Below are 25,154 nucleotides of genomic sequence, written 5' to 3'. Positions count from 1 at the left end.
GCTCACGCTCCCGTGGCGACGAGGAGGGCGGCGACCACCAGGACGACGGTGCCGGCGAGCAGCGCGCTCACATAGGTCTGCACATTGCCGGTCTGCGCCCGCCGTACGGCGGTGCCGAGCCAGCGGGGTAGGGCACCCGCGCCACGCACGTAGGTGTCGACGACCTCGCGGTCGAGGAACCGGACGAGGGTGGCTCCGGCCTGGACCGGGCGGACGAAGAGCACCGAGTACACGGTGTCGAGGTGGAAGCCGACGGCCGCGTGGCGGTGCAGCGGGCCGAGCAGCAGCCGGCCCGGATCCGCCGGGTCGGGAGCCTGGGCGACGTCCCCGAATGCGGGCTCATGGGTGGCGATGGCCTCGGCCTCGACCTGTCCGGCGTCGGCGTCCGGGTGGGCCGCGACCGCACCCAGCGGGACGCGGGCCGCCAGGGCGGTGGTGTGCCGCCATGCGCCGTAGGTGACGATCCCGCCGACCAGGGCGAGTCCCGTACCGAGCACCGAGGTGGTGAGGACGGGCGTCAGGTCGCGGCCGTCGAACCAGTCGGGCAGCGGGCCGAACGCCAGGCCGAACGCGAGCGAGGGGATGGCGAGCACCCACAGCACGGACGTCATGACGACCGGCTGCCGGCCGTGGTCGGGGGCCTCGGCCCCGTGGCCGCGGAAGGCCAGCAGCCACAGTCTGGTGGCGTACGCGGCGGTGAGGACGGCGGTGACCAGACCGGTGACCAGGACGATCCAGCCCGCGGCGCCGGGGGCGTGCTCGGTGTGACCGGCGGCGACGTGCTCGGCGGCGCCGAGGACGGCCTCCTTGGAGAAGAAGCCGCTGAAGGGAGGGATCGCGGCGAGGGCGAGCAGTGCCACGGTCATCGTCCAGAAGGCGTCGGGGACCCGGGTGCGCAGGTCCTTCATCCGGGACATGACGGCCAGCGAGTTGGTGCCGGAGGCGTGGATGATCACGCCGGCGGCGAGGAACAGCAGCGCCTTGAAGGCGCCGTGCGCGAGGAGGTGGAAGACGGCGGCACCGCGGTCACCGACGGCGAGGGCACCGGCCATGTAGCCGAGCTGGCCGATCGTCGAGTAGGCGAGGACCCGCTTGATGTCGTCCTGGGCGAGCGCCGCAAGTCCCGAACCGACCATCGTGACACCGGCCATGACGGCGAGGACGACCATCGCGGCCGCGGAGGCCTGGAAGACGGGGAGGAGCCGGGCGACGAAGTAGATGCCGGCGGCGACCATCGTCGCGGCGTGGATCAGCGCGGAGACGGGGGTGGGGCCCGCCATCGCGTCGGGCAGCCAGGTGTGCAGCGGGAACAGTGCCGACTTGCCCGCCACGCCCGCGAGGAGCAGCAGGGCGACGACGGTCGGGTGGTGCAGCCCGCCGCTCGCGACAGTGCCGAGGACCCTGGTGATCCGGAAGGAGCCGGCGTCGGTGGCCAGCGCGAACAGACCGATGAGGAAGGGGACGTCGCCGAGCTTGGTGACCAGGAAGGCCTTGAGCGAGGCGGCGCGGGCCTCCGGGGTCTCCCAGTAGTGGCCGACCAGGAAGTACGAGCAGATGCCCATGACCTCCCAGCCGACCAGGAGCACCATCAGGTCGCCGGAGTAGACGACGAGCAGCATCGCGGAGGTGAACAGGGAGACGAGGGCGGCGTACGAGGGGTAGCGCGGGTCGTCGTGCAGGTAGCCCGTCGAGTAGATCTGCACGCAGGTGGCGACGACGCCGACGAGTACGGCGACGAGGGCGGCGAAGCCGTCGATGTGCAGGCCCAGTTCGATGGGGACCGAGCCGGTCGGCGTGAGTTCGGTGTGCGAGTCGATGGCCTGGCCGCCGCCCTGGCGCACCGCGACGAGCACGGCGAGGACGAGCGAGGCGAGGGTCGGCAGGACGGCGAGCGGGCGGACGAAGCCCGGGGCCGTGCGGCCGAGGAGGAGTCCGGCGGCGGCGCCGAGGAACGGAAGGAGGGGGACGAGGAAGGCGAGGGTGGTCGTGGTCACGCGGTGGCCTCAGCCTTCTCGGCCGCGGGGGCGTCGGGGTCGTCGGGGCCGTGGCCCTCGGCGGTGTCGCGGAGTTTGTCGATGTCCGAGGTGCCGCGGTTGCGGTACACGGCGAGGACGATCGCCAGGCCGATGCCGATCTCGGCGGCGGCGATGGCGATGGTGAACAGGGTCAGGGCCTGGCCGGAGTGCAGCGTGTCGCGGGCGGCCCGGGAGAGCCAGACGTCGAAGGCGACGAGGTTCAGGTTGACGGCGTTGAGCATCAGCTCGACCGACATCAGGACCAGGATCGCGTTGCGGCGCGCCAGGACTCCGTACAGGCCCGTGCAGAACAGCAGGGCCGCGAGCACGGCGGGATAGGCGAGGTGCATCAGCGGACACCTTCCTTGTCCTGCTCGCCGTCGCGGCTTCCGGGGACGCGCGGGGCGGTGGCCTTCGTGCCTCCCGCGGCGGTGTCCGCCTTCGCCTTGCGGGAGAGGACGATCGCGCCGACCAGGGCGGCGAGGAGGAGGACGGAGAGCGCTTCGAAGGGAAGGACCCAGTTCTGGAAGAGGCTCGCCCCGGTCACCTCGGTGGAACCGGCGGGGGCACCACCCAGGTCGACCCAGGTCGTGCGGAAGGCGTCGACGACGACCCAGACCAGGGCGCCGGCCGAGGCGACGGCCACGGTCAGGGCGGCCCAGCGGTTGCCCGAGTCGGCGTCCGGGGAGCGGCCGATCGGGGCCTTGGTGAGCATCAGCCCGAAGAGGAGGAGGACGACGACGGAACCGACGTAGATGAGGACCTGCACCCAGGCGATGAACTCAGCCGTCAGCAGGAGGTACTCGACGGCGAGGCCGCCGAGGGCGACCACCAGCCACAGGGCGGCGTGCACCAGCTGCTTGGTGGTGACGGTGACGACCGCGGCGCCGAAGGTGAGCAGGCCGACGAGGAGGAAGGCGATCTCGACGCCGGTCGGGGAGAGGAAGCCGTGCTGTCCGGCGGCGACGGTGGTGGCCGCGCGGGCCGCCATGGACGCGGCCGTGGCTGCTGCGAAGGTCACGACTGTCCCTCCTGCGGGCCGGAGGGGGGTGCGGCCGGAGCATCCGGCCGCCCGGCTTCCCCGGCTCCTGCCGCCTGCGCCGCTCGCTCGGCCTCGGCCGCCTGCTCGGCCGCCAGTTTGTCGGCGGTCTTGCGGGCTGCCGCGATCTCCTTGGGCTCCTCGGCGCCGGGGTCCAGGGCGGGCGGGGCCGGGACGGTCCACATCCACTCGCGGAGCTTGTCGCGTTCGTGGGTGAGTTCGTGGATGTCGGTCTCCGCGTACTCGAACTCCGGTGTCCAGAACAGCGCGTCGAAAGGACAGACCTCGATGCAGATGCCGCAGTACATGCACAGGGAGAAGTCGATGGCGAAACGGTCGAGGACGTTGCGGCTGCGCTCGCGGCCGCCCGGCGCGGCGGGCGGGACCGTCTCCTTGTGGGAGTCGATGTAGATGCACCAGTCCGGGCACTCGCGGGCGCACAGCATGCAGACCGTGCAGTTCTCCTCGAAGAGGGCGATGACTCCACGGGTGCGGGGCGGGAGTTCGGGCTGGACGTCCGGGTACTGCGCGGTGACGGTCTTCTTCGTCATCGTGCGGAGGGTGACGGCCAGGCCCTTGGCGAGGCCGGAGCCAGGAATGGGGGCCATGGTTACGCGATCACCACCTTGACGATGCCGGTGAGGGCGATCTGGGCGAGGGACAGGGGGACGAGGAGGGTCCAGGAGAGTTTCTGGAGCTGGTCCTCGCGCAAACGGGGGTAGGTGACGCGGAGCCAGATGACGACGAAGGCGAGGATCGCGGCCTTCAGGAGGGTCCAGACCCAGCCGAGGCCGTCGGCGCCCCAGGGTCCGTGCCAGCCGCCCAGGAAGAGGACGGTGGTCAAGCCGCACAGGACGACGATGCCGGCGTACTCGGCGAGCAGGAACAGGGCGAAGCGCAGACCCGTGTACTCGGTGTACGCGCCGAAGATGATCTCGGAGTCGGCGACGGGCATGTCGAAGGGGGGCCGCTGGAGTTCGGCGAGGCCGGCGACGAAGAACACGATCGCGCCGACGATCTGCCAGGGCAGCCACCACCACCGGAAGGCGTCCACGATGCCGGGGAGCGAGACCGTGCCCGCCGCCATCGCGACCGAGGCCGCGGCCAGGAGCATCGGGAGTTCGTACGCGAGGAGCTGGGCGGCGGTGCGCAGTCCTCCGAGGAGGGAGAACTTGTTGGCCGACGCCCAGCCCGCCATGAGCGAGCCGAGGACGCCCACGCCCATGACGGCGAGGACGAAGAAGATGCCCGCGTCGACGACCTCGCCGACCGCGCCCTCACCCGGGCCGATCGGAATGGCGAGGAGGACCAGGAGGTACGGGAGGAGGGCCACCGCGGGGGCGAGCTGGAAGATGCGCCGGTCCGCGCCCGCGGGTACGACGTCCTCCTTCTGCGCGAACTTCACGCCGTCCGCGACGAGCTGGGCCCAGCCGTGGAAGCCGCCCGCGTACATCGGGCCGAGGCGGCCCTGCATGTGGGCCATCACCTTGTGCTCGGTCTGGCCGACGATCAGGGGGAACGTCAGGAACACGACGAAGACGACGAGGAGGCGTAGGGCGACGTCGAGAGCGTCGTTCACTGCGTACCTCCGGAGGAGTCGTCGGGGTCGGGGGCGGGGTCCTCGCCCGGAGCGGGCGTGGACCCCGGCCGGGTCTGGGACCCGGCCTTCGTCTGCGGTTCGGGCTCGGGCTCCGTGTCAGGGGCCTGGGCACTTTCTGCCTCGGGCTCCGTCTCAGGGGCCTGGGCACTTTCTGCCTCGGGCTCCGTCTCAGGGAGCTGGACGGTCCCTGCCTCGGGCTCCGTCTCAGGGGGCCGGGCAGTTTCTGCCTCGGGCTCCGGCGCGGACCCGGACTCCTCCCGCGGCCGGGACTCCGGCTCGGGCTCCGTCTCAGGGGTCCGGGCGGCCCCGGCTTCGGACTCCGGCGCCGACGTCGAGGTCGGCATCGGGGCCGGTGTCGAGGTCGTCTCCGGCTCCGGGGCCCGGTCGGGCTTCGGTTCCGGGGTGGGCTTCGGTTCCGGGGCGTCGAACGCGGGCTTCGGCTGATGCCACGGCGCGTCCGAGCTGCGCGGCGGGGCGGGCCTTCGGGCGGGCCTCGCCGCCGCGTCGGGCTCGGTCGCCCGGGAGGCGGCACCCGCCGGAGCCGTCGGCCCGGAGGAGGCCGTCGGTTCCGTAGCGGCCGCCGGTTCCGTCGCGGCCGTCGGCTGGTCCGGGGCAGCCGCTTCCGGCGCGGCCGACGGTTCGTTCCCGGCCGTCGTCGGCGGGGCGGCCGTCGGGGCCGGAGGGGTCGCCTGCTGGGCCCGCTGGCTGGCGGAGCCCTGGCTCGCGCTGCGGGACCGGCGCGCGGGACGCGCGGCCTCGGTGCCGGGGGCGGCACCCGCCGCGGCGGACGTCGCGTCCGCTTCCGTGACACCGGTGCCCGCGGTCGTGGCGGGCGCAGTGGTGCCCGCTGCTGTGGCGGGCACAGTGGTGCCCGCCGCCGCGGCGGGGGCCGGTGTCTGGCTGGCCGAGCCCTCACCCGCCGTGCGGGCCCTGCGGACCGGGCGGTCGCCGGCGGGGCGGGCCGCGCCACGGGCCGGGCGGGCCGGAGCCGGGGGGAGCTGGCCCTTGAGAGGACCCCACTCGTTGGGGTCGGGGACGCCGGGCGGCAGCATCTGACGGCGCTTGGGACCGCCGTGCTCGGACTCGCCGGGCTCCTTCGCGCCCGGCCAGGCCTTGGCGACGCGGGCGGCCAGGACGAAGTCCTTGCGCAGGGGGTGGCCCTCGAAGCCCTCCGGCAGGAGCAGGGGGTCGAGGCCGGGGTGGCCCTCGAAGGTCACCCCGAACATCTCGTGGGTCTCGCGCTCGTGCCAGGCGGCGCCCGCGTAGACGGAGACCGCCGACTCGAGCGCCGGGGCCGTGTGCGGGACCGTCGTGCGGACGAGGAGGCGGTGCAGCGGGGACAGGGCCACGACGTGCGCCGAGACGCGGAAGCCCGTGCCGGGTTCGTCGACGGCGCTCAGCCAGTCGAAGTAGGTGCAGCCCAGGGTGGAGCGGGCCGTCTCCAGGGCCGCGGTCCAGGAGGCCGGGGGCACGTCGACGGTCAGGACCTCGTAGGACTCCTCGGCCGTGGCGTCGGGGCCGAAGAGTTCCTCGGCGGGACCGGGAAGCCAGCCGACGGTCATCGGTCCTCCTCACCGGGGGTGGCCGGGTCCGTCCCCGGAGCGGTCGTCGCCGGAGCGGTCGTCCCCGGAGCGGTCGTCGCCTCGGGGGCCGGCGGCTTCACCAGGCCGCTCTGGAGCGCGGCGGCGGACGGGCGCGGCGCGTCGGACCCGTACCGCTCCCCCAGCGATTCCCGGGCGATCTTCTCCTGGAGCTTGAGGATGCCCTGGAGCAGTGCCTCGGGGCGGGGCGGGCACCCCGGGACGTAGACGTCGACGGGGATGATCTGGTCGACGCCCTTGGTGACGGAGTAGGAGTCCCAGTACGGACCGCCGCAGTTGGAGCAGGCGCCGAAGGAGATGACGTACTTGGGCTCGGGCATCTGCTCGTACAGGCGCTTGACGGCGGGCGCCATCTTGTCCGTGACCGTGCCCGACACCACCATCAGGTCGGCCTGGCGGGGCCCCGGCGCGAACGGGATCACACCGAGGCGGATGAAGTCGTGGCGGGCCATCGACGCGGCGATGAACTCGATCGCGCAGCAGGCGAGGCCGAAGTTGAAGACCCAGAGCGAGTAGCGGCGGCCCCAGTTCAGGACCACCTTCATGGGCTCGGGGGCGAGGCGGGCGAGCACACCGAGCCGCTTGGGCTCGGGCAGCGGCACCGGCGCCGACGCGGGCTGCTCCGGGGCGGAGGGGGTCACGTCCATGTCAGGACGCCCTTCTTGTATGCGTACAGCAGGCCCACGGCCAGGAAGCCGAGGAAGATGAACATCTCGACGAGCGTCGCGGCACCGTAGCCGGGAGCGGCGAAGACCGTGGCCCAGGGGAAGAGGAAGATCGAGTCGACGGCGAAGATGACGTAGAGGAAGGCGTACACGTAGTAGCGGACCTGGGTGTGGGCCCAGCCCTCGCCGACGGGGTCGACGCCGCACTCGTACGTCAGCAGTTTTTCGGGGGTGGGTACCACGGGCCGCAGCAGGCGGCCCGCCCCGAAGGCGACGGCGACGAACAGCACGCCCACGACGGCGAGCAGCCCGACGACCGAGTAGGACTGGAAGTAGTCCGCCGCGACGACGGCCCCGGTCGCCGTGACAACGGTCGGTTCCGGCACGTCAGTCCCTCACTCCCTGACCTCGTTGCGCCCCGTCGTGCGCCGTCGCGCACTCTGTGATGCGCCATGTTCGACGATCTGTACGGACGGGAGTCTAGGGCCTGCTAAAGAGAGCGTAAGCAGCCCGTCACACGTCGACCATTCCTCGGTCCCCGGTGACCTGTTCACGTCTCACGGTGTGAACACGGCCCCGTGGTGCTCCGTCGGCCCGTCCCGACCCGCGCCGACCCGTGCCTGCCCCTGCCGGGTCGGTGTCCTGTCCGCTCCTCACCTCCAGGGTTTCTCCAGGAGTCCCCTGGGGGTGGGGTTATCCCCAGTGCATCGCGGCGGCCCACCTCATGGCGCGGCGGCGCGCCGCCGGGCAGGGTAGCGGATATGACCGAACGCATCATGCCCGCCGGTCCGTCGGACGGCCCGTCCGACGGTGACCGGCCACCCGCCGTACGCCTCGCCCTGGACCCGGTGACCTGGAAGGAGATCTCCCATCTCCTGGTGAACCTGCCGGCCTCGATCATCGGGTTCGTGTACGTGGTGACGATGCTCGCCACGGGCGCGGGGCTCGCCGTGACCGTCGTCGGACTGCCGCTGCTCGCGGCCGGGCTGCGGGGTTCGCGGCAGCTGGGCAAGCTGGAGCGGGGACGGGCACGGCGGCTGCTGGGGCTTCGGATCGACGAGCCGAGCCCGTTGCCGGTGCGCCGGACCGGCTTCTTCGGCTGGCTGTGGTCGAGCCTGAAGGACCCGGTGGGCTGGCGGGCGGTGCTGTACGACCTCATACGGCTTCCCTGGGGCATCGCCACCTTCACGATCACGCTGGTGTCGTTGTTCGTGCTGTGGCCGGTGCTGCCGTTCATCGCGCGCGGGCTGACGAACGTGGACCGGGCGATGGTGCGCGGGCTGCTGTCGCCCTCCGACGAGCTGGAGCGGCGCATCGCCGAACTGGAGTCGGACCGCGGGGTGGTGGTCGACACGGCCGCCGCCGATCTGCGCCGTATCGAGCGCGATCTGCACGACGGGGCGCAGGCCCGGCTCGTCAACCTCGCGATGGGGCTCGGCCTGGCGAAGGAGAAGCTCCTGGAGGACCCCGACGCCGCGGCGTCGATGGTCGACGAGGCGCACGGCGAGGTGAAGCTCGCCCTTCAGGAACTGCGTGATCTGGCCCGGGGCATCCACCCCGCGGTCCTCACCGACCGGGGACTGGACGCCGCCCTGTCCTCGATCGCCTCGCGGTGCACCGTGCCGGTGAAGGTGACCACCGAACTGGAGACGCGGCCGGCCCCCGCCATCGAGGGCATCGCGTACTTCACCGTCTCCGAACTGCTCCAGAACGTCAGCAAGCACAGCGGGGCGCGGTCCGCGTCGGTCGACGTCTGGCGGACCGACGACCGTCTGCTCATCCAGGTCCGGGACGACGGCCGCGGCGGGGCCGGTGTCGACGGCGGTACGGGCATGGCGGGGCTCGCGGACCGGCTCGGCGCGGTGGACGGGCTGTTCGTCGTCGATTCGCCGGTGGGCGGACCGACGGTCATCACGGCCGAACTGCCGTGGCGGGACCGCCGGAACGAGCCCGCGCGGTAGCCGCCGCGAGGGGCCCGGGGGTTCACTCGATGGATACCCCGGCCAAGGGCCGCGCATGGAGGGCCCGGGAGCGAGGACCCCGAGCGGTGGTCCCCGGTCCCGGGCCCTCCCCCGTTCGCGCGGCTCTCGCCCGTTCGCGCGGCCCTCCCCCGTTCGCGCGGGCCGGCGCAGGCCCGCCGGGGTAGGGAAAACCCCCCGCCCAAGACGCCGATCCGCTCCATGTCCGGCGGGCCTCCCGGACGGCAGGCTTGAGGAAGCAGCCGACGCGCGGAACGAGTGGACGCGCGGAAGAAGCCGAGGCGCAGGACGAGACGAGAGAACGGACGGACCGATGGCCACGGAGTACGGACACGGATACGGGCACCGCGGCGGGTCAGGATTCGGCGGGGCGGGCGCCGACGGGTGGCGGCACCGTCTCCCGGCGCCGCTGCGGGCTCCGTTCGAGGCGCGCAGCTGGCGCGAGTTCGGCTACGTGATGCTGGGCCTGCCGCTCGGGATCCTCATGTTCACGTTCGCCGTCACGATGGTCTCGCTCGGCGCGGGCCTGCTGGTCACCTTCCTGGGCGTTCCGGTGCTCGCCGCCGCGCTGGCCGGCTGCCGCGGCCTCGGCTCGCTGGAGCGGGCGCGGGCGCGCGGGCTGCTCGGCGCGGAGGTGGCCGAGCCCGAGCCGCTGAGGACGGAGAAGCACGGGGCGATGGCGTGGATGGGGGCCGTGCTCAAGAGCGGCACCTCCTGGCGGCACCTGCTGTACGCGGTGGTCCAGTTCCCGTGGTCGGTGTTCTCCTTCGTCGTCGCGCTGACCTTCTGGACGTACGGATGGGCCCTGCTGACGTATCCGCTGTGGTTCTGGGTCTTCCCGATGTACGGCGGTCAGGACGGACTACAGCTGTACGGCGACGGCACGCACTCGATCTACCTGGACAACCCGTTCGAGATCACGGTGACCGCGCTGGTGGGGCTGCTCTTCACGATGGCGACCCCCTGGATCGTGCGGGCGCTGACGACCGTGGACCGGCTGATGGTGCGCGGGCTGCTCGGTCCCTCGCGGCTGGCCACGCGCGTGGTGGAACTGGAGTCGGACCGGGGGACGGTGGTCGACACGGCCGCCGCCGATCTGCGCCGTATCGAGCGCGATCTGCACGACGGGGCGCAGGCCCGGCTCGTCAGCCTCGCGATGGACCTGGGGCTCGCCAAGGAGAAGCTGGCCGAGGACCCCGCGGCCGCGGCGCGGATGGTGGACGAGGCGCACGGCGAGGTCAAGACGGCGCTCCAGGAGCTGCGGGACCTCGCGCGCGGTATCCATCCGGCGGTGCTGACCGACCGCGGGCTCGACGCCGCGCTGTCCGCGGTGGCCTCGCGGTGCACGGTGCCGGTGCAGGTCGAGGTGGATCTGGCGGCGCGGCCGGCGCCCGCGATCGAGGGGATCGCCTACTTCACCGTCTCCGAACTGCTCCAGAACATCAGCAAGCACTCCCGTGCGACGCGGGCGAGCGTGGACGTGTGGCGGGTGGAGAACCGGCTGATGATCCAGGTCTGCGACAACGGGGTCGGCGGGGCCGGTGTCTCCGGGGGGTCGGGTCTGGCGGGGCTCGCGGAACGGCTCGACGCGGTGGACGGGATCCTGGTGGTGGACTCACCGGTGGCCGGTCCCACCCGGATCACCGCGGAGCTGCCCTGGCGGGGCTGAGACGCCCCAGGTACGCACACGCGCACGCGGATGCCCCGGTGCACCCCACCGGGGCATCCGCGTGCGGCCGGGTGGCCGCGCCGCGCATCCCACCGGGGAACACCCTCGTGGGCGTGGGCGGCCGGCCCGTCGCGCGGTGCCCCGCCGGGGCGGCCGCAACCGCCCCGGGGAGGAGATCCGGGCAAGGTCCGGGTGCGTGATCCGGACCCGAAGTCCGGGCAAGGACGCCGGGGAGCGACCGGGCGACCGGCCTGGCGACCGGAACAGAAAAAGATCAACCCTTCGAGCAGGACCCCTCCGGACCCGTCCGGGTCCGGTCCAGCCCCTCTCCGGACCCCTTCTTCACGTCGCCCGGGCGCGTCCCGGTCCGAATGCTGGAATGCTGGGGTCTGTCGTACGAGCGGGCACGAACCCGGTGGGACCGGGGGCGGCCGGGGTGGGCTCTGGGGGGCCGAGGAATCGTGGAGGACAGGGTGCGGGTGGTCATCGCCGAGGATTCAGTGCTGCTCAGGGAGGGCCTGACCCGGTTGCTGACCGACCGCGGACATGATGTCGTGGCGGGGGTCGGGGACGGCGACGCGCTGATCAAGACCATCACCGAGTTCGCGGCGCAGGACGCGCTGCCGGACGTCGTCGTCGCGGACGTACGGATGCCGCCGACGCACACCGACGAAGGCGTGCGCGCGGCCGTGCAGCTGCGCAAGGCACATCCGGGACTGGGCGTGCTCGTACTGTCACAGTACGTGGAGGAGCGTTACGCCACCGAACTGCTGGCCGGTTCGAGCCGCGGTGTCGGCTACCTGCTCAAGGACCGGGTCGCCGAGGTGCGCGAGTTCGTGGACGCGGTGGTGCGGGTGGCCCAGGGGGGCACCGCGCTCGACCCGGAGGTCGTGGCGCAGCTGCTGGGCCGCAGCCGCAAGCAGGACGTGCTGGCCGGGCTGACGCCGAGGGAGCGGGAGGTCCTCGGGCTCATGGCCGAGGGCCGGACGAACTCCGCCGTCGCCCGTCAGCTGGTGGTCAGCGACGGCGCCGTCGAGAAGCACGTCAGCAACATCTTCCAGAAGCTCGGCTTGTCACAAAGTGACGGGGATCACCGGCGCGTTCTGGCCGTCCTCACGTACCTGAACTCCTGACGGGACTGACAGTCTGTCAGTTGTCGAGCGGGACCGGAGGGCGAGCGGGGGGAAGGGCGCTCGAGGAAGGGTCCGACGGCAGAAAAAATCATAACAAATAAGCATATCAGGACGTCTCGGAACGGCGTCCATCATGCGAATGGCCGAAGGAAGGCGACCCTTACCGACGTAGGGTTGGAAAAGGAAGGGTCTGCGGGAAGGCCACTCCCGGACAGCCGCCTCAAAGGAGGTCCAGTTCAGTGACGAGCAAGGTCAGCAGCCCAACGGAACAGGCCGACGAAGCCGTCGTAGGAGAACAGCGCAAACCGCCGGGGGCGAAGGACGTCCGCCGGCTCGACCGGGTCATCATCCGGTTCGCGGGGGACTCCGGTGACGGTATGCAGCTCACCGGCGACCGCTTCACCTCGGAGACCGCCTCCTTCGGCAACGACCTCTCGACCCTGCCGAACTTCCCCGCCGAGATCCGCGCGCCCGCAGGCACACTGCCGGGCGTTTCGTCTTTCCAACTGCATTTCGCCGACCACGACATCCTCACGCCGGGCGACGCGCCCAACGTGCTCGTGGCCATGAACCCGGCGGCCCTGAGGGCGAACATCGCCGACGTGCCGCGCGGCGCCGAGATCATCGTCAACACGGACGAGTTCACCAAACGGGCGATGCAGAAGGTCGGCTACGCGGCCAGCCCGCTGGAGGACGGTTCGCTGGACGGCTACAACGTCCATCCCGTCCCGCTCACGACGATGACCGTCGAGGCGCTGAAGGACTTCGAGCTCTCCCGCAAGGAGGCCGAGCGCTCCAAGAACATGTTCGCGCTGGGGTTGCTGTCGTGGATGTACCACCGGCCGACCGAGGGCACCGAGAAGTTCCTGCGGACCAAGTTCGCCAAGAAACCCGACATCGCGGCCGCCAACCTCGCCGCGTTCCGGGCCGGCTGGAACTTCGGCGAGACGACCGAGGACTTCGCCGTCTCCTACGAGGTCGCGCCGGCCTCGAAGACCTTCCCGACCGGCACCTACCGCAACATCTCCGGGAACCTCGCCCTGTCGTACGGCCTGATCGCCGCCTCCCGGCAGGCCGATCTGCCGCTCTACCTGGGCTCCTACCCCATCACCCCGGCCTCCGACATCCTTCACGAGCTGAGCAAGCACAAGAACTTCGGGGTGCGCACGTTCCAGGCCGAGGACGAGATCGCGGGCATCGGCGCGGCGCTGGGCGCGGCGTTCGGCGGCTCCCTCGCGGTGACGACGACATCCGGGCCCGGTGTGGCGCTGAAGTCGGAGACGATCGGGCTCGCCGTCTCCCTCGAACTGCCCCTGCTCGTCATCGACATCCAGCGCGGCGGACCCTCGACCGGTCTGCCGACCAAGACCGAGCAGGCCGACCTGTTGCAGGCGATGTACGGGCGCAACGGCGAGGCCCCGGTGCCGATCGTCGCGCCGAGGACCCCGGCCGACTGCTTCGACGCGGCGATGGAGGCGGCCCGTATCGCGCTGATGTACCGGACGCCCGTCCTGCTGCTCTCCGACGGCTACCTGGCCAACGGCTCCGAGCCCTGGCGCATCCCCGAACTCGACGAACTGCCCGACCTGCGCGTCCAGTTCGCCCAGGGGCCCAATCACACCCTGGACGACGGCACCGAGGTGTTCTGGCCCTACAAGCGCGACCCGCAGACCCTCGCCCGCCCCTGGGCCGTCCCCGGAACTCCCGGCCTGGAGCACCGCATCGGCGGCATCGAGAAGCAGGACGGCAGCGGCAACATCTCCTACGACCCCGCCAACCACGACTTCATGGTCCGCACCCGACAGGCCAAGGTCGACGGCATCGACGTGCCGGACCTCGAGGTCGACGACCCCACCGGCAGCGCGCGCACGCTCGTGCTCGGCTGGGGTTCGACCTACGGGCCGATCACCGCGGCGGTCCGCCGGCTGCGCACCGCCGGGGACCACATCGCACAGGCCCATCTGCGCCACCTCAACCCCTTCCCGCGCAACCTCGGCGCGGTGCTGAGGCGTTACGACAAGGTGGTGATCCCCGAGATGAACCTCGGTCAGCTCGCCACCCTGGTGCGGGCCAGGTACCTGGTGGACGCGCACTCCTACAACCAGGTCAACGGCATGCCCTTCAAGGCTGAGCAGCTCGCCACGGCTCTCAAGGAGGCCATCGATGGCTGACACGTCAACGGAAGGCCCGGGCACGATCGAGGCGCTCTCCCTCGTGCCCAAGGCCGAGGCCAGGCAGTCCATGAAGGACTTCAAGTCCGATCAGGAAGTGCGCTGGTGCCCCGGCTGCGGCGACTACGCGATCCTCGCCGCCGTCCAGGGCTTCATGCCCGAACTCGGCCTGGCGAAGGAGAACATCGTCTTCGTCTCGGGCATCGGCTGCTCCTCCCGCTTCCCGTACTACATGAACACCTACGGGATGCACTCCATCCACGGGCGCGCCCCCGCGATCGCCACGGGGCTCGCCTCCTCGCGCCGGGACCTGTCCGTGTGGGTCGTCACCGGTGACGGCGACGCCCTGTCCATCGGCGGCAACCACCTCATCCACGCCCTGCGCCGCAACGTGAACCTGAAGATCCTGCTCTTCAACAACCGGATCTACGGCCTCACCAAGGGCCAGTACTCCCCGACCTCCGAGGTCGGCAAGATCACCAAGTCGACGCCCATGGGCTCGCTGGACGCGCCCTTCAACCCGGTGTCGCTGGCCATCGGCGCGGAGGCGTCCTTCGTGGCCCGCACCGTCGACTCCGACCGCAAGCACCTCACCGACGTGCTGCGCCAGGCCGCCGCCCACCCCGGCACCGCCCTGGTGGAGATCTACCAGAACTGCAACATCTTCAACGACGGCGCCTTCGAGGTCCTCAAGGACCGGCAGCAGGCCGAGGAGGCCGTCATCCGCCTGGAACACGGACAGCCCGTCCGGTTCGGCGCCGACGGCTCACGCGGTGTGGTCCGCGACCCGCACACCGGCGACCTGAAGGTCGTCACCGTCACCCCCGACAACGCCGCGCAGGTCCTGGTCCACGACGCGCGCACCGCGTCCCCGACCACCGCGTTCGCGCTGTCCCGGCTCGCCGACCCCGACACCCTGCACCACACCCCCATCGGGGTGTTCCGATCGGTCGACCGGCCGGTCTACGACACCCAGATGGCCGACCAGCTCGACGCCGCCGTCGAACAGAACGGCAAGGGTGACCTCGCCGCCCTCCTCGCCGGCGGCGACACCTGGACGGTCGTCGGCTGACCCCGCCCGCGGACGGTTCTACGAGGCCCGGGGCCCGAGTCCCCGGGCCTCGTCGTACGCGCTGCGGGCCTTCTCGACGTCGGCCATGCGCTCGTTGGTCCACAGCGCCAGCGACCGCACCTGCTCGGCGGCCTCACGGCCCAGGTCGGTCAGGGAGTAGTCGACGCGCGGCGGGATGACCGGCTTGGCGTCGCGGTGGACGAGCCCGTCGCGCTCCAGGGTCTGGAGGGTCTGGGTGAGCATCTTCTCGCTGACCCCCCTCCCGACCCTGCCGATCGCCCGGCGCAGCTCGCTGAAGCGGTACGAACGCTCCAGGAGCTCGATCAGGACGAGGACGCCCCAGCGGCTGGTGACGTGTTCCAGGACCAGGCGGTAGGGGCACATCGCCTCGCCGGCGTCGTACCCGTCCGCTGCCTTGATACTTACGGCCATACCAGTACCTTACTTCAAGGTGGGTACTTTCCAACAGTTAGTGCAGCTCCTAGGGTGAGTGCATCCGCACCCCACAAGGAGATGTACGCCATGAGCATCGTCGTCACCGGAGCCACCGGACACCTCGGCCGTCACGTGGTCGAGCAGCTGCTGGAGAAGGTCCCCGCCGAGCAGATCACCGCCGTCGTGCGGGACGAGTCCAAGGCCGCCGACCTCGCGGCCCGCGGCGTACGGCTCGCGGTCGCCGACTACAACACGCCCGAGACCTTCGACGGCCTGTTCGCCGCCGGTGACAAGGTGCTGCTGATCTCGGGCAACGAGTTCGACAAGGGCCGCGTCCAGCAGCACCGGGTCGTCATCGAGGCGGCCAAGGCGGCCGGGGTCTCCCTGCTCGCCTACACCAGCGCCCCCGGGGGCCTGACGGCCGCGCTGGCCGACGACCACCGCGCCACCGAGGAGGTCCTGCTCTCCTCCGGACTGCCCTACTCGCTGCTGCGCAACGGCTGGTACCACGAGAACTACACCGAGAACCTCGCCCCGGTGCTGGCGCACGACGCCGTCGTGCAGGCGGCGGGCACGGGCCGGATCGCCTCCGCCTCGCGCGCCGACTACGCGGCCGCCGCGGTCGCGGTGCTGACCGGTGAGGGGCACGAGAACACGACGTACGAGCTGAGCGGCGACGAGGCGTGGGGCTTCGCCGAGTACGCCGCCGAGCTGAGCCGGCAGACCGGCAAGGAGATCGTCTACAACTCCGTCTCCCCCGAGGCCTTCGCCTCCATCCTGACCGGCGCCGGGCTGCCCGAGGCCTTCGCCGGGATCCTCGCGGGCGTCGACGTCTCCATCGAGAAGGGCGAGCTGGCCGCCACCCCCGGCGACCTGTCCCGCCTCACGGGCCGCCCGACCACCCCGATCGCCGAGTCCGTCGCGGCGGCGCTGAAGGGCTGACGCCCCGGCGGACGAGGACCGACGTCCCGGCGGGTGCCGGGCACCCGTCCGGCGCACCCCTGCCTGTCATGACCGTATGGCGATACGGGCATGACAGGCAGGGGTGCGCGGCGCTACCTTGCTTTCACGATGCACGGAAGTTCCCCGACCGCACGGGAGCTCCGGAACGCGGGGCGCGACGGGCGTCCGAGACCGTGGGAGAGGGAGACGCCGGTGGCCGGGAAGTCGAGGAGCGAGCAGCGCACAGGTCTGCTGAACGGCTTCGCGGCGTACGGGATGTGGGGGCTCGTCCCCCTCTTCTGGCCGCTGCTGAAGCCCGCCGGAGCGATCGAGATCCTCGCCCACCGGATGGTGTGGTCACTGGCGGTGGTCGGGGTCGTCCTGCTGGTGATGCGGCGCTGGGCCTGGGCGGGCGAGCTGTTGCGGCAGCCGCGCAAGCTGGGGCTGATCACGGTCGCGGCGGCGGTCATCACCGTCAACTGGGGCGTCTACATCTGGGCGGTCAACTCCGGGCACGTGGTCGAGGCCTCACTGGGCTACTTCATCAACCCCCTGGTCACCATCGCGATGGGCGTGCTGCTCCTCAAGGAGCGGCTGCGGCCGGTGCAGTGGGCCGCCGTGGGCGTCGGCGCCGCCGCCGTCCTCGTCCTGACCATCGGCTACGGCCGTCCGCCGTGGATCTCCCTCTGCCTCGCCTTCTCCTTCGCCACGTACGGCCTGGTGAAGAAGAAGGTCAACCTCGGCGGCCTCGAATCGCTCGCCGCCGAGAGCACGATCCAGTTCCTGCCCGCCCTGGCGTACCTGCTGTGGCTGGGCTCGCGGGGCGACGCGACGTTCGCCGCGCAGGGGCCGGGGCACGCCGCCCTGCTCGCGGCGACCGGCGTGGTGACCGCGATACCCCTGATCTGCTTCGGCGCCGCCGCGATCCGGGTGCCGCTGTCCACCCTGGGCCTGCTCCAGTACATGGCCCCCGTGTTCCAGTTCCTCCTCGGCATCTTCTACTTCCACGAGGCCATGCCGGCCGAGCGGTGGGCCGGGTTCGCGCTGGTGTGGCTCGCGCTGTCGCTCCTGACGTTCGACGCGCTGCGCGCCGCGCGGCGGGGTGCACGGGCGCTGCGGGAGGCGGCCCGTGCGGCCGGTGCCGTGGACGCCCCCGTCCGTGCGGCGGACACCGGCGTCGAGGCCGCAGCCGTCCCCGGCGGGGTCGCGACAGCCGCCACCGTCGCCGCGGCCACCGCCGGATCAGCCGCGGTCACCGCCGGATCAGCCGGTCCGGCCGGTTCGCCCGGCACCTCGTGACGGACGGACGGGCCCGCCCGGGGCGAACCGTGCGGGCCCGTCCTCGTACGGCGTGAGGGCCGGCCCCGGCGCGTGACCTTGCCCGCCCGGCCGTGGGACCACTATGAGTGGCTCCATGACGCCGACCCCCGTGCCCGCGCCCGCACCCGTCCACTGGAAACTCGTCATCGACTCCGCCGATCCGCACGCGCAGGCCGACTTCTGGTCGGCCGCGCTCGGCTACACGGTCGAGGACAACAGCGCCTTCATCGAGCGGCTGCTGGGTCTCGGCGCCCTGCCGGCCGCGGCCACCGTCGACTTCCACGGCCGCCCGGCCTTCCGGGACCTGATCGCCGTACGGCATCCCGAGGACCCGTACGACGAGGAACGCGGGACCGGTCTCGGGCGGCGCCTGCTCTTCCAGCGGGTTCCCGAGCCCAAGACGGGCAAGAACCGGCTCCACCTCGATCTGCACCCCGGCGAGGGGCGCCGCGCCGGGGAGGTGGAGCGGCTCACGTCGCTGGGGGCGGGCGTGCTGCGGGAGGTGGCGGAACCCTCCGGCGCGTGGGTCGTGATGACGGACCCCGAGGGGAACGAATTCTGCGTCCACTGACGCCGGGCAGGGGACGGCGCGGCGCGGGTTCCCTCCCGGCCGCGCCGTTCCTCACCCACCGTGGGCGCGGGGCGTCCTGTCGTACGGGTTGTCCGCGGCGGCGCGGGCGCGTTCCGCGAGGCGGACCATGCGGGTCCGGGCCGACTCGAGCTGTTCGAGGTCGTCGGCGGCGGGACCGTCGTCGGCCGCGAGCTCGGCCCACAGGCCGATCAGGTCGCGCCCGAGGTGCAGGCCCTGGAGGGGATCGCGGACGGCGCGCCACGCGGCGGCCGCGCTCTGGACGTTGCCGTAGGCGGCCCCGCTGTCCCGGTGGCGCCTGCGGACCCTCGCGAGGTCCAGCGACAGGTGGAACGACCTGAGCGCGTCACCGGCCAGGTAGGCGATGTACGCGGTCAGTTCGCGCAGCTTCAGCACCTCGGGGTGTTCCTGGCCCAGCGACCGCGCCGCCTCCGCGACGGCGCGCTCCGCCATGCCCGCCGCGGCCTCGATGCGGCCCATCTTCACGGCCTCGTTGATCCGGGCGACGGGCTCCGCGAGGAACGCCGACGCGGGGTCCTGCTGCGCGGCCTCCTCCTGGGGGCTCGGCGCGAGCACCGCCTCGGCGACGGCGTCGAAGCCGCGGGCGGGAGTGGGCTTCGGGTCCGGGTCCGGCTCCGTGCCCAGCAGCGACAGGGCCTCCATCGCGGGAGCGGACCTGCGCTCCGGGGCGGAAGGCCGCGCCTCCGGGGCGGGTCCGGTCACCGGAGCCGGGCCGAACTCCCCCGTCGGGGCGGACACCGCGGCGGCGGCCGACTCGGGCACCGCCCGCAGGACACGGGTCGACGCGGCCCCGGGCAGCGGCTTCGGCTCCGGTACCGCCCGCAGCACGAAGGTGGACGGCGTGGGAGTACCGGGCGCGGCGGGCTCGGCCGCGGGCACCCGGTCCGGGCCCTGGGCGGCCCCCGTACCGGCGAACCCGTCGGAGTCCGCCGGGGCGACCGGCTCGGACACCGCCGCAGGGGCGGGAACGAATTCCGGGGACGCCGACGGCACGGGCTGCGGCTGCGGCTGCGGCTGCGGCTGCGGCTGCGGCACGAACTCGGCGGTCACCGCCGGTTCCGAACCGCGCACCGGCGCGGGCGCAGGCCGGAACTCCGGGCGGACCGACGGCACGGGCGCGGGCGCGGGCTGCGGCACGAACTCCCCCGTCACCGCAGAGTCCGGGGCGGGTCCGGTCACCGGAGCCGGGCCGAACTCCCCCGTCGGGGCGGGCACCTCGGTGGCGGCCGGCTCGAGTGCGGGCGGCGCCGTGGGCACGTATTCGGGCGCGGGCGGCGGCGCCGGGGCGGGAGCGAATTCCGGGGACGCCGACGGCACGGGCTGCTGCGGCTGCGGCACGAACTCGGCGGTCACCGCCGGTTCCGAACCGCGCACCGGCGCGGGCGCGGGCCGGGACTCTGGGCGGACCGGCGGCACGGGCGCGGGCGCGGGCTGCGGCACGAACTCCGCCGTCACCGCCGGCTCCGGGCGGACCGGCGGCTCGGGGGCGGGTGTCGTCGCCGGGGCCGAGGGGGTTCCGCCCTCCGGCTCCGGGACAGGTCGCGCGTTCGGTTCCGGTACCGCGCGCAGGACGTACGTCGCCTTGTCCCGGCGCGGAACGGCTGGGACCTCGGGGGATGCCGGGACGGGCGGGAGCGGCGGAGCCGGCTGCTCCGGACGCCGCTGAGCCGGCGGCTGCGGCACCCCCTGGACCGGCGCCTGCGGAACATCGCCGGCCGGATGCCGCGGGTGCTCCTCGGCCCCGGAGCGTGGACGCTCCTGAACCGGCGGCTGCGGGGGCCGCTCCGGAGCCTGGGCCTGCGGGCGGTAGGCCTGGGCCGGGGACTGCGGGTGCTCCCCCTCCTCGAAGCGCCGACGCTCCTGGGCGGGCGGCTGCGGCCGGCGCTCCGGAGCCGGCGGCTGCGGCTGCGGCCGGTGCTCCTGGGGCCGGGGCTCGGTGAAGTTCCCGGCCGGGGGCCGGGAGTGGCCCTCGGACGGGGAGTGGCGGTGTTCCTGCGCCGGAAGGTGCGGACGCCGCTCCTGCGACTGCGGCTGCGCGGGCGGTGCCACGCGTACCGGCTCCGCCGTGTAGCGGCTGGAACCGTCGACGTGCACCTGGAGCGGCACGACGTAGCCGATGCGTTCGTCGTGGATGCTGGCGAGGACCGGGTGACCGGTGGCGAGGGCGAGCCGGTGGAGATAGTTCAGGATCGCGCCCTGGACCGTCTCGCCGGGCGCGGCCACGACCGGCATCCCGCCGACCGTGGCGCAGTTCGGGGCCCCTGCGGCACCGGGCGTCACGGTCCCGGCCGCCGCGTCCGCCGACGCCGGTACGTGCACCTCGATCGGCGTCATCCCGGTGGCCGGCTGCCCTCCGGCATCGGCCGCCGAGCGCTGCCGCTTGAGTTCCCGCTTCTGTTCGCGGCTGAGTCGAGACATCGGTTCCCTCACGAAGGGGTGGTCGAGGACGGGGGCGAGGACATCGTCGGCGTCGAGGGCGAGGCCGGCGTCGAGGGCGGGAGCGCGGGCTCGGAGGCCGACGCCGAGGGAAGCGGATCCGCCGCCTCCACGGTCTCCACCTCGGCGACGCGCCACGGCCGGCCGCCACCCGCCCGGGTGAGTTTGAGGTAGACGTTCGCGCGCGGACCCGTGCCCGTCCAGCCGTCGCGGCCGTGCGCCGCGCCCTCCACGAAGAGGGCGCGGTAGGCCAGGACGGCCGTGTCGGCGGGGCCGTCGGCGTCATCGTCCGCGGTCACGGTCACCGTGGTCCAGGCCCGGTGACCGGCCCAGGTGTTCCACGCGGCGCCCGCCCCGCTCGCGGGGTGGTACGACCGCTCGGCCGCGGCCTTGGCCGGGGTGAACCAGCGGGCGGAACGCAGCACGGCGTCGTGGGGGCCGTAGTCGTACTTCGTGTCATAGCCGTACGCCACCTCCGCCCATGCCTCCGATACTTCCGTCGCGTCCGTCCCGTCGACACCCGACGGGCTCGGCACGTGTGCGTCCGCGTCCAGCGGCCTGCCCGACGGGAGGGGCGCCTTCGGCACCACGGACGGCACCGCGGAGGACGACGAACCCGGCGCGCCCACGTCATCACGATGATCCCGCAGACCACAGCCCGTCAACGCCAGAACCCCGGTCACGGACACGACCGCCAGCGCGGCGAACGTCCGGCGGCCCGTCCCGGCACGGGCCGCCGTGCGCCCGTCCGTACCCGTGTCGCCCGCGTCCGCCCGTGTCCCGGTGTCCGTACCCGTCCGTGTCGTCCTCATCCTCGCCTCCCTCCTCACTTCAGTCCCAGCCAGGGCGCCGGGTCCACGTACTTGCCGTTCTGCATGACCTCGAAGTGCGCGTGCGGTCCGGTCGAGAGGCCGGTGGAGCCCACCTCGCCGACCCTCTGACCGACCCGCACGTGCTGGCCGACGCTCACCTCGGGACGGGTCCGCATGTGGTTGTAAGTCGTCGAGATCCTGTCCCCGTTGATGGTCCCGTGCGAGATGACCACGCGGTTGCCGTACCCGTTGGACCAGCCCGCGAAGGTGACGACGCCGTCCCGGGCCGCCTTGAACGGCGTACCCAGCGGCGCGGCGAAGTCGATGCCGGTGTGCAGCTTGTAGACGTGCTTGATCGGGTGCATGCGCATGCCGTACGGCGAGGTTATGCGCGGGTGGCCGGAGAGCGGCATCGCCAGCTCCTGCCCGGCGGGGATCCTGCCCGGCGGATCGTCCACCGACTCGTACTTGGGTATCAGGGACTTGATGCGGGCGACGTAGTTGCGGGTCTCGGTGTACGGCGGCATGCCGTGGTACTGATGCACCGCTCCGGGGCCCGCGTTGTACGCCGCGAGCGCGAGGTCGAGGGTCTCGCCGCTCGCCTCGCCGCGGTTCTTGTACCCCTCGACCGTCTTGGCGAGGGCGCAGTCGTAACGGCCCTGGGCCATGATCGCGTCACCGGGGTCGTACGGAGAGGCCCGGCCGTTGCCGTCGTCGTCCTTGCCCCAGCTCGGCCAGGTTCCCGGCATGAACTGCGACAGGCCCTCGGCACCCACCGGGGAACGGGCGTTGGGGTTCCACCCCGACTCGGCCTCGATCTGCGCGGCGATGACCGCCGGCTTGATGACATCGCACATGGCGCCCGCCTTGAGCACCCAGGGAACATAACTCGCGGGCACGGCACCGTCCTTCAGCCCCCCGCCCGCGCCCGAGCCCGATCCCGGGTCCTCCTCGCTCGACGCCCCGCTCACCGCGACCATCATGACCAGCGGCACCATCACGGCGGCCAGGCAGCCGCCGACCACCCAGGTCATGGTGGATCCGCCCCCGTTGGACATCGGCCCCCCTCAGCCTCATGTTCCGGTCGTGTACATGAAGTCGAGTCTCTCGGTTCCCACCCGATTCCCGCGTCACCACGGCGTCACAGGCTCGTCCCAGGAACTCACGCCCCGTTACCCAATTCCTCCCGGCGCCGGGAGGATCGGTGGACCGACGAGGAGGAGAGAGCACCCATGCAGGGGATCGAGGGGGTGGCGATGCGGACGAACGAGAGGGTGGCCGCGCGCGGGAGCGAGGGGGCACCGTCGCACACGGGCGACGGCGCGGCGCCGTACGGGAACGGGCCGGACGGCCCCGGGATATGGATACGCGGGGCGGTCGGAGAACCGGAACAGCCGTCGCGGCGGTACGAGGAGGACCACCGACCCGTCGTACGCGCACGGCAGTTCTCCTGGGTCGCCACGCACGGCGGAGCGGGCTCCACCACGCTCGCCACCGTCTTCGGCGGCCATGACGCGGGCCGCGACTGGCCCCGGCCGGACCGGGGCGATCCGGCCTCGGTCCTGCTCGTCGGCCGTACGCACGCGGCGGGTCTGGACGCCGTGTCGCACACCCTCGACATCTTCCGCCGGGGCGACGCGCCGCCGGGACTCGACCTCGACGCCATCGTCCTGGTCGCGGACGCGCCCGGCCGGCTGCCGCGCCAGCTCACCCAGCGCATCAAGGTGATCAACTCGGTCGTCGACGTCTACCGGGTCCCGTGGATGCCCGCGTGGCGCACCGGTGACCTCACCGGACCGCTGCCGCGCGAGGCCGCCCCCCTGGCCCGTCTGACGGGAAGGACCGCGCCGTGAACGCCCTGCACACGCTCGCCGCCACCCAGCTGGCCGTGACCGCGGGCGTGACCGATGAGCTCGACAAGGTCCTCGGCATCATCGCCTGGCTCGTCACGGCCGCCGGCGTGGCGGGCCTGATGATGGTGGGGTCCCGCATGGCCCTGGCCGTCAAGACAGGTGAGTTCGAGGAGCACTTGAGCCAGTTCCTGATGGTGCTGGGCGCCTGCGTGATCGGGGCCACGGCGGGACCGATCGTCGGTTTCGTGCTCTGAGCCGTCCGCAGTCCGCCGTCCGGCAAAGGCGACCCGCCACCCCGCGATGCCGCCCGGCGGACGCCCGCGCACCGTCCGCCGGCCCCCGCCCGACGCCCGCGCGCGTCGTGGAGATCTTCCGAGGCGCCATCACACCTGATGGCGCCTCAGCTCTTTCCACGCCTCCCACCTCGCCTTTCGTGACGGTCTCTTCCCGTGTGTCACGGACACGTCACCGACAGGTGCTGGTCTCCTACATCGCTTGGCCCCGGCCCACGGGAGTCGCCAAGCTCGCTGTGCACCGGGAAACACGGGGCGTCCCACGGATCTTCACCGCCCCCAAGTACCGCTCATGGCAAGCACGTACCGCTCGTACCGAGCAAGTGCCGCTCAGACCCGGCCAGTTCCGCACCCGTCCAGGACGCGTGCGCGGACGGTCGGCCATATCGGGGAGAAACCATGTTCAAGGCGATAGCAGCCCAGGCCCACCGTGCCGTCTATCTGGCGGACGGGAAGATCCCCAGCCCCAACCGCGACGCGCCGAACGAGCTGACCGGCAAGGTCGACACCGTCCTCGGCATCCTCGCCTGGGCCGGCACCGCGGCGGGCGTCGCGGGTGTGCTCATCACCGGCGCCATGATGGCGATCTCGATGCGCCGCGGCGAGGGCTCGGAGCACATGGGCCGCCTCGGCATGGTGCTCGGCGGCTGTGTCCTGGTGGCCACCGCGGGCCCCGTCGTCACCTTCGTCTTCGCCTGACCGGCTCCGCGTCAGAGCCTGAGCGAAGGGAGCGCAACCATGCTGAACTCCGGCCGACCCCAAGGGGGCAGCGGGGAGTGGGAACAGCCGTTCTGGCAGCAGCGGAGCTGGGTCCTGTCGGCCGGGTTCCTGCTGGTGCTGCTCGTGCTCGCCGGTTTCACGATGCTCAGCGGAGGCAACGGGACGCCGGCGGACGCCTCGGGCGACGACAGGCCCACCCCGTCCGCGGACGCGGACCGGGCCCGCGGCGGCCGGCCGGACACCCGTCCCGCCGGCTGCCGCACCGACGACAGCGACCAGGCCAAGCCCACCCGGGCCCCGAAGGACTTCACGTGGAAGGCCGACGGGACGGGCCTGGTGCCGGTCTCGAAGACGGTGGGCCCGCTCACGTTCGACGGACCGGTCTGGTCCTGCTTCGCCCACACGCCGATGGGCTCGGTCATGGCCGCCCACACCATCACCGACCATCTGAGCTTCCCGGGCTGGCGCGAGGTCGTCGACCGGCAGGTCGTCCCCGGTGCGGGCCGCGACGCGCTCGTCGCGAGCCGTACCGCGGCGGGCGACAGGCCGACCTCGGGCGAGGCGGACGGGGGCGGCTACGCCGGCTTCACCGTCCTGTCGTACGACAAGGAGAAGTCGACCGTGATGTTCGTCGTGCGGGTCCCCGGCAAGAACTCCTACGGCACCGCGTCGGTGACGCTGCGCTGGCTGGACGGCGACTGGAAACTCGCGCCCGACGCCGACGGGACCGTCTATTCGGGTGTGTCGCAGGTCAGCGGCACCAAGGGCTTCGTCACCTGGGAGGTGTGA

Annotated in this window: 24 protein-coding genes; 12 read left to right on the top strand and 12 right to left on the bottom strand. The window is 72.5% G+C overall.

Annotated features, from left to right (window positions below; translation table 11 throughout):
• Nucleotides 1-2: 2 nt before the first annotated feature.
• From CW362_RS06410 to CW362_RS06375, 8 genes are read right to left on the bottom strand one after another with little or no spacing between them, the layout of a single operon-like run.
• Complete coding sequence (locus CW362_RS06410) at nt 3-1,994, bottom strand: NADH-quinone oxidoreductase subunit 5 family protein (RefSeq protein ID WP_103548374.1); 1,992 nt, start codon at nt 1,992-1,994, stop codon at nt 3-5.
• On the bottom strand, nt 1,991-2,365 hold the full coding sequence (gene nuoK / locus CW362_RS06405) for an NADH-quinone oxidoreductase subunit NuoK (RefSeq protein WP_103548373.1): 375 nt from the start codon (nt 2,363-2,365) through the stop codon (nt 1,991-1,993). Before nuoK ends, CW362_RS06410 begins: the two co-directional genes overlap by 4 nt.
• On the bottom strand, nt 2,365-3,006 hold the full coding sequence (locus tag CW362_RS06400; protein WP_103548396.1) for an NADH-quinone oxidoreductase subunit J family protein: 642 nt from the start codon (nt 3,004-3,006) through the stop codon (nt 2,365-2,367). Before CW362_RS06400 ends, nuoK begins: the two co-directional genes overlap by 1 nt.
• Before the next feature lie 26 nt (nt 3,007-3,032).
• Nucleotides 3,033-3,662 (bottom strand): NuoI/complex I 23 kDa subunit family protein, encoded by a 630-nt coding sequence (locus CW362_RS06395; protein ID WP_103548372.1) that lies wholly within the window; start codon nt 3,660-3,662, stop codon nt 3,033-3,035.
• A gap of 2 nt (nt 3,663-3,664) precedes the next feature.
• Nucleotides 3,665-4,633 carry a complex I subunit 1/NuoH family protein gene (locus CW362_RS06390; protein WP_103548371.1) on the bottom strand — a complete coding sequence of 323 codons (969 nt, stop codon included), beginning with the start codon at nt 4,631-4,633 and terminating at the stop codon, nt 3,665-3,667.
• Nucleotides 4,630-6,216, bottom strand: coding sequence for an NADH-quinone oxidoreductase subunit C (locus CW362_RS06385; protein WP_103548370.1), 1,587 nt, complete (start codon nt 6,214-6,216; stop codon nt 4,630-4,632). Before CW362_RS06385 ends, CW362_RS06390 begins: the two co-directional genes overlap by 4 nt.
• Entirely contained in the window at nt 6,213-6,902 is a 690-nt protein-coding gene (locus CW362_RS06380; protein WP_103548369.1) for an NADH-quinone oxidoreductase subunit B, read from the bottom strand. Before CW362_RS06380 ends, CW362_RS06385 begins: the two co-directional genes overlap by 4 nt.
• The gene (locus CW362_RS06375; protein WP_095936005.1) at nt 6,893-7,306 is read right to left on the bottom strand and encodes an NADH-quinone oxidoreductase subunit A; all 414 of its coding nucleotides are present in this window, start codon (nt 7,304-7,306) and stop codon (nt 6,893-6,895) included. Before CW362_RS06375 ends, CW362_RS06380 begins: the two co-directional genes overlap by 10 nt.
• A 375-nt stretch (nt 7,307-7,681) precedes the next feature.
• On the opposite strand from CW362_RS06375, the gene CW362_RS06370 reads away from it, so the two are divergent.
• From CW362_RS06370 to CW362_RS06350, 5 genes are all read left to right on the top strand, one after another.
• Nucleotides 7,682-8,881 carry a sensor histidine kinase gene (locus tag CW362_RS06370; RefSeq protein ID WP_103548368.1) on the top strand — a complete coding sequence of 400 codons (1,200 nt, stop codon included), beginning with the start codon at nt 7,682-7,684 and terminating at the stop codon, nt 8,879-8,881.
• Nucleotides 8,882-9,212: 331 nt separating this feature from the next.
• Nucleotides 9,213-10,568 (top strand): sensor histidine kinase, encoded by a 1,356-nt coding sequence (locus CW362_RS06365; protein WP_103548367.1) that lies wholly within the window; start codon nt 9,213-9,215, stop codon nt 10,566-10,568.
• Nucleotides 10,569-11,041: 473 nt separating this feature from the next.
• A complete protein-coding gene (locus CW362_RS06360) occupies nt 11,042-11,701 on the top strand; it encodes a response regulator transcription factor (RefSeq protein ID WP_276313648.1) in 660 nt (219 codons plus the stop codon).
• Nucleotides 11,702-11,940: 239 nt separating this feature from the next.
• Nucleotides 11,941-13,872, top strand: coding sequence for a 2-oxoacid:acceptor oxidoreductase subunit alpha (locus tag CW362_RS06355; RefSeq protein ID WP_103548365.1), 1,932 nt, complete (start codon nt 11,941-11,943; stop codon nt 13,870-13,872).
• Entirely contained in the window at nt 13,865-14,944 is a 1,080-nt protein-coding gene (locus CW362_RS06350; protein WP_103548364.1) for a 2-oxoacid:ferredoxin oxidoreductase subunit beta, read from the top strand. The genes CW362_RS06355 and CW362_RS06350 overlap by 8 nt, the downstream gene beginning before the upstream one ends.
• An 18-nt stretch (nt 14,945-14,962) precedes the next feature.
• Here CW362_RS06350 and CW362_RS06345 read toward each other — a convergent pair whose 3' ends face one another.
• Nucleotides 14,963-15,376, bottom strand: coding sequence for a winged helix-turn-helix transcriptional regulator (locus CW362_RS06345; RefSeq protein WP_103548363.1), 414 nt, complete (start codon nt 15,374-15,376; stop codon nt 14,963-14,965).
• A gap of 90 nt (nt 15,377-15,466) precedes the next feature.
• Here CW362_RS06345 and CW362_RS06340 point away from each other — a divergent pair, with 90 nt between their 5' ends.
• The 3 genes from CW362_RS06340 to CW362_RS06330 all read left to right on the top strand — a co-directional run bounded on the left by CW362_RS06340 (nt 15,467) and on the right by CW362_RS06330 (nt 18,212).
• On the top strand, nt 15,467-16,321 hold the full coding sequence (locus CW362_RS06340) for an SDR family oxidoreductase (protein ID WP_103548395.1): 855 nt from the start codon (nt 15,467-15,469) through the stop codon (nt 16,319-16,321).
• 213 nt (nt 16,322-16,534) lie between these two features.
• A complete protein-coding gene (gene rarD, locus CW362_RS06335) occupies nt 16,535-17,620 on the top strand; it encodes an EamA family transporter RarD (RefSeq protein ID WP_103548362.1) in 1,086 nt (361 codons plus the stop codon).
• Nucleotides 17,621-17,735: 115 nt separating this feature from the next.
• The gene (locus tag CW362_RS06330; RefSeq protein WP_103548361.1) at nt 17,736-18,212 is read left to right on the top strand and encodes a VOC family protein; all 477 of its coding nucleotides are present in this window, start codon (nt 17,736-17,738) and stop codon (nt 18,210-18,212) included.
• A gap of 51 nt (nt 18,213-18,263) precedes the next feature.
• Here CW362_RS06330 and CW362_RS06325 read toward each other — a convergent pair whose 3' ends face one another.
• Genes CW362_RS06325 through CW362_RS06315 form a run of 3 tightly spaced genes read right to left on the bottom strand, consistent with a single transcriptional unit; the run spans nt 18,264 to nt 22,557 of the window.
• The gene (locus tag CW362_RS06325; RefSeq protein WP_103548360.1) at nt 18,264-20,669 is read right to left on the bottom strand and encodes a hypothetical protein; all 2,406 of its coding nucleotides are present in this window, start codon (nt 20,667-20,669) and stop codon (nt 18,264-18,266) included.
• 8 nt (nt 20,670-20,677) lie between these two features.
• Nucleotides 20,678-21,499 carry a hypothetical protein gene (locus CW362_RS43190; RefSeq protein WP_162683979.1) on the bottom strand — a complete coding sequence of 274 codons (822 nt, stop codon included), beginning with the start codon at nt 21,497-21,499 and terminating at the stop codon, nt 20,678-20,680.
• A gap of 14 nt (nt 21,500-21,513) precedes the next feature.
• Nucleotides 21,514-22,557 (bottom strand): peptidoglycan DD-metalloendopeptidase family protein, encoded by a 1,044-nt coding sequence (locus CW362_RS06315; protein ID WP_103548359.1) that lies wholly within the window; start codon nt 22,555-22,557, stop codon nt 21,514-21,516.
• A gap of 174 nt (nt 22,558-22,731) precedes the next feature.
• On the opposite strand from CW362_RS06315, the gene CW362_RS06310 reads away from it, so the two are divergent.
• The 4 genes from CW362_RS06310 to CW362_RS06295 all read left to right on the top strand — a co-directional run bounded on the left by CW362_RS06310 (nt 22,732) and on the right by CW362_RS06295 (nt 25,154).
• The gene (locus CW362_RS06310) at nt 22,732-23,352 is read left to right on the top strand and encodes a DUF6668 family protein (protein WP_240657691.1); all 621 of its coding nucleotides are present in this window, start codon (nt 22,732-22,734) and stop codon (nt 23,350-23,352) included.
• Nucleotides 23,349-23,606 carry a hypothetical protein gene (locus CW362_RS06305; RefSeq protein WP_103548358.1) on the top strand — a complete coding sequence of 86 codons (258 nt, stop codon included), beginning with the start codon at nt 23,349-23,351 and terminating at the stop codon, nt 23,604-23,606. The genes CW362_RS06310 and CW362_RS06305 overlap by 4 nt, the downstream gene beginning before the upstream one ends.
• A 438-nt stretch (nt 23,607-24,044) precedes the next feature.
• Complete coding sequence (locus tag CW362_RS06300; protein WP_103548357.1) at nt 24,045-24,344, top strand: hypothetical protein; 300 nt, start codon at nt 24,045-24,047, stop codon at nt 24,342-24,344.
• 39 nt (nt 24,345-24,383) lie between these two features.
• The gene (locus tag CW362_RS06295) at nt 24,384-25,154 is read left to right on the top strand and encodes a DUF8175 domain-containg protein (RefSeq protein WP_103548356.1); all 771 of its coding nucleotides are present in this window, start codon (nt 24,384-24,386) and stop codon (nt 25,152-25,154) included.

Source organism: Streptomyces populi, from assembly GCF_002911015.1.
GTDB lineage: Bacteria > Actinomycetota > Actinomycetes > Streptomycetales > Streptomycetaceae > Streptomyces > Streptomyces populi.
The sequence above is the reverse complement of the archived record's forward strand: the minus strand, read 5'-3'. Positions and strand labels throughout refer to the sequence as shown.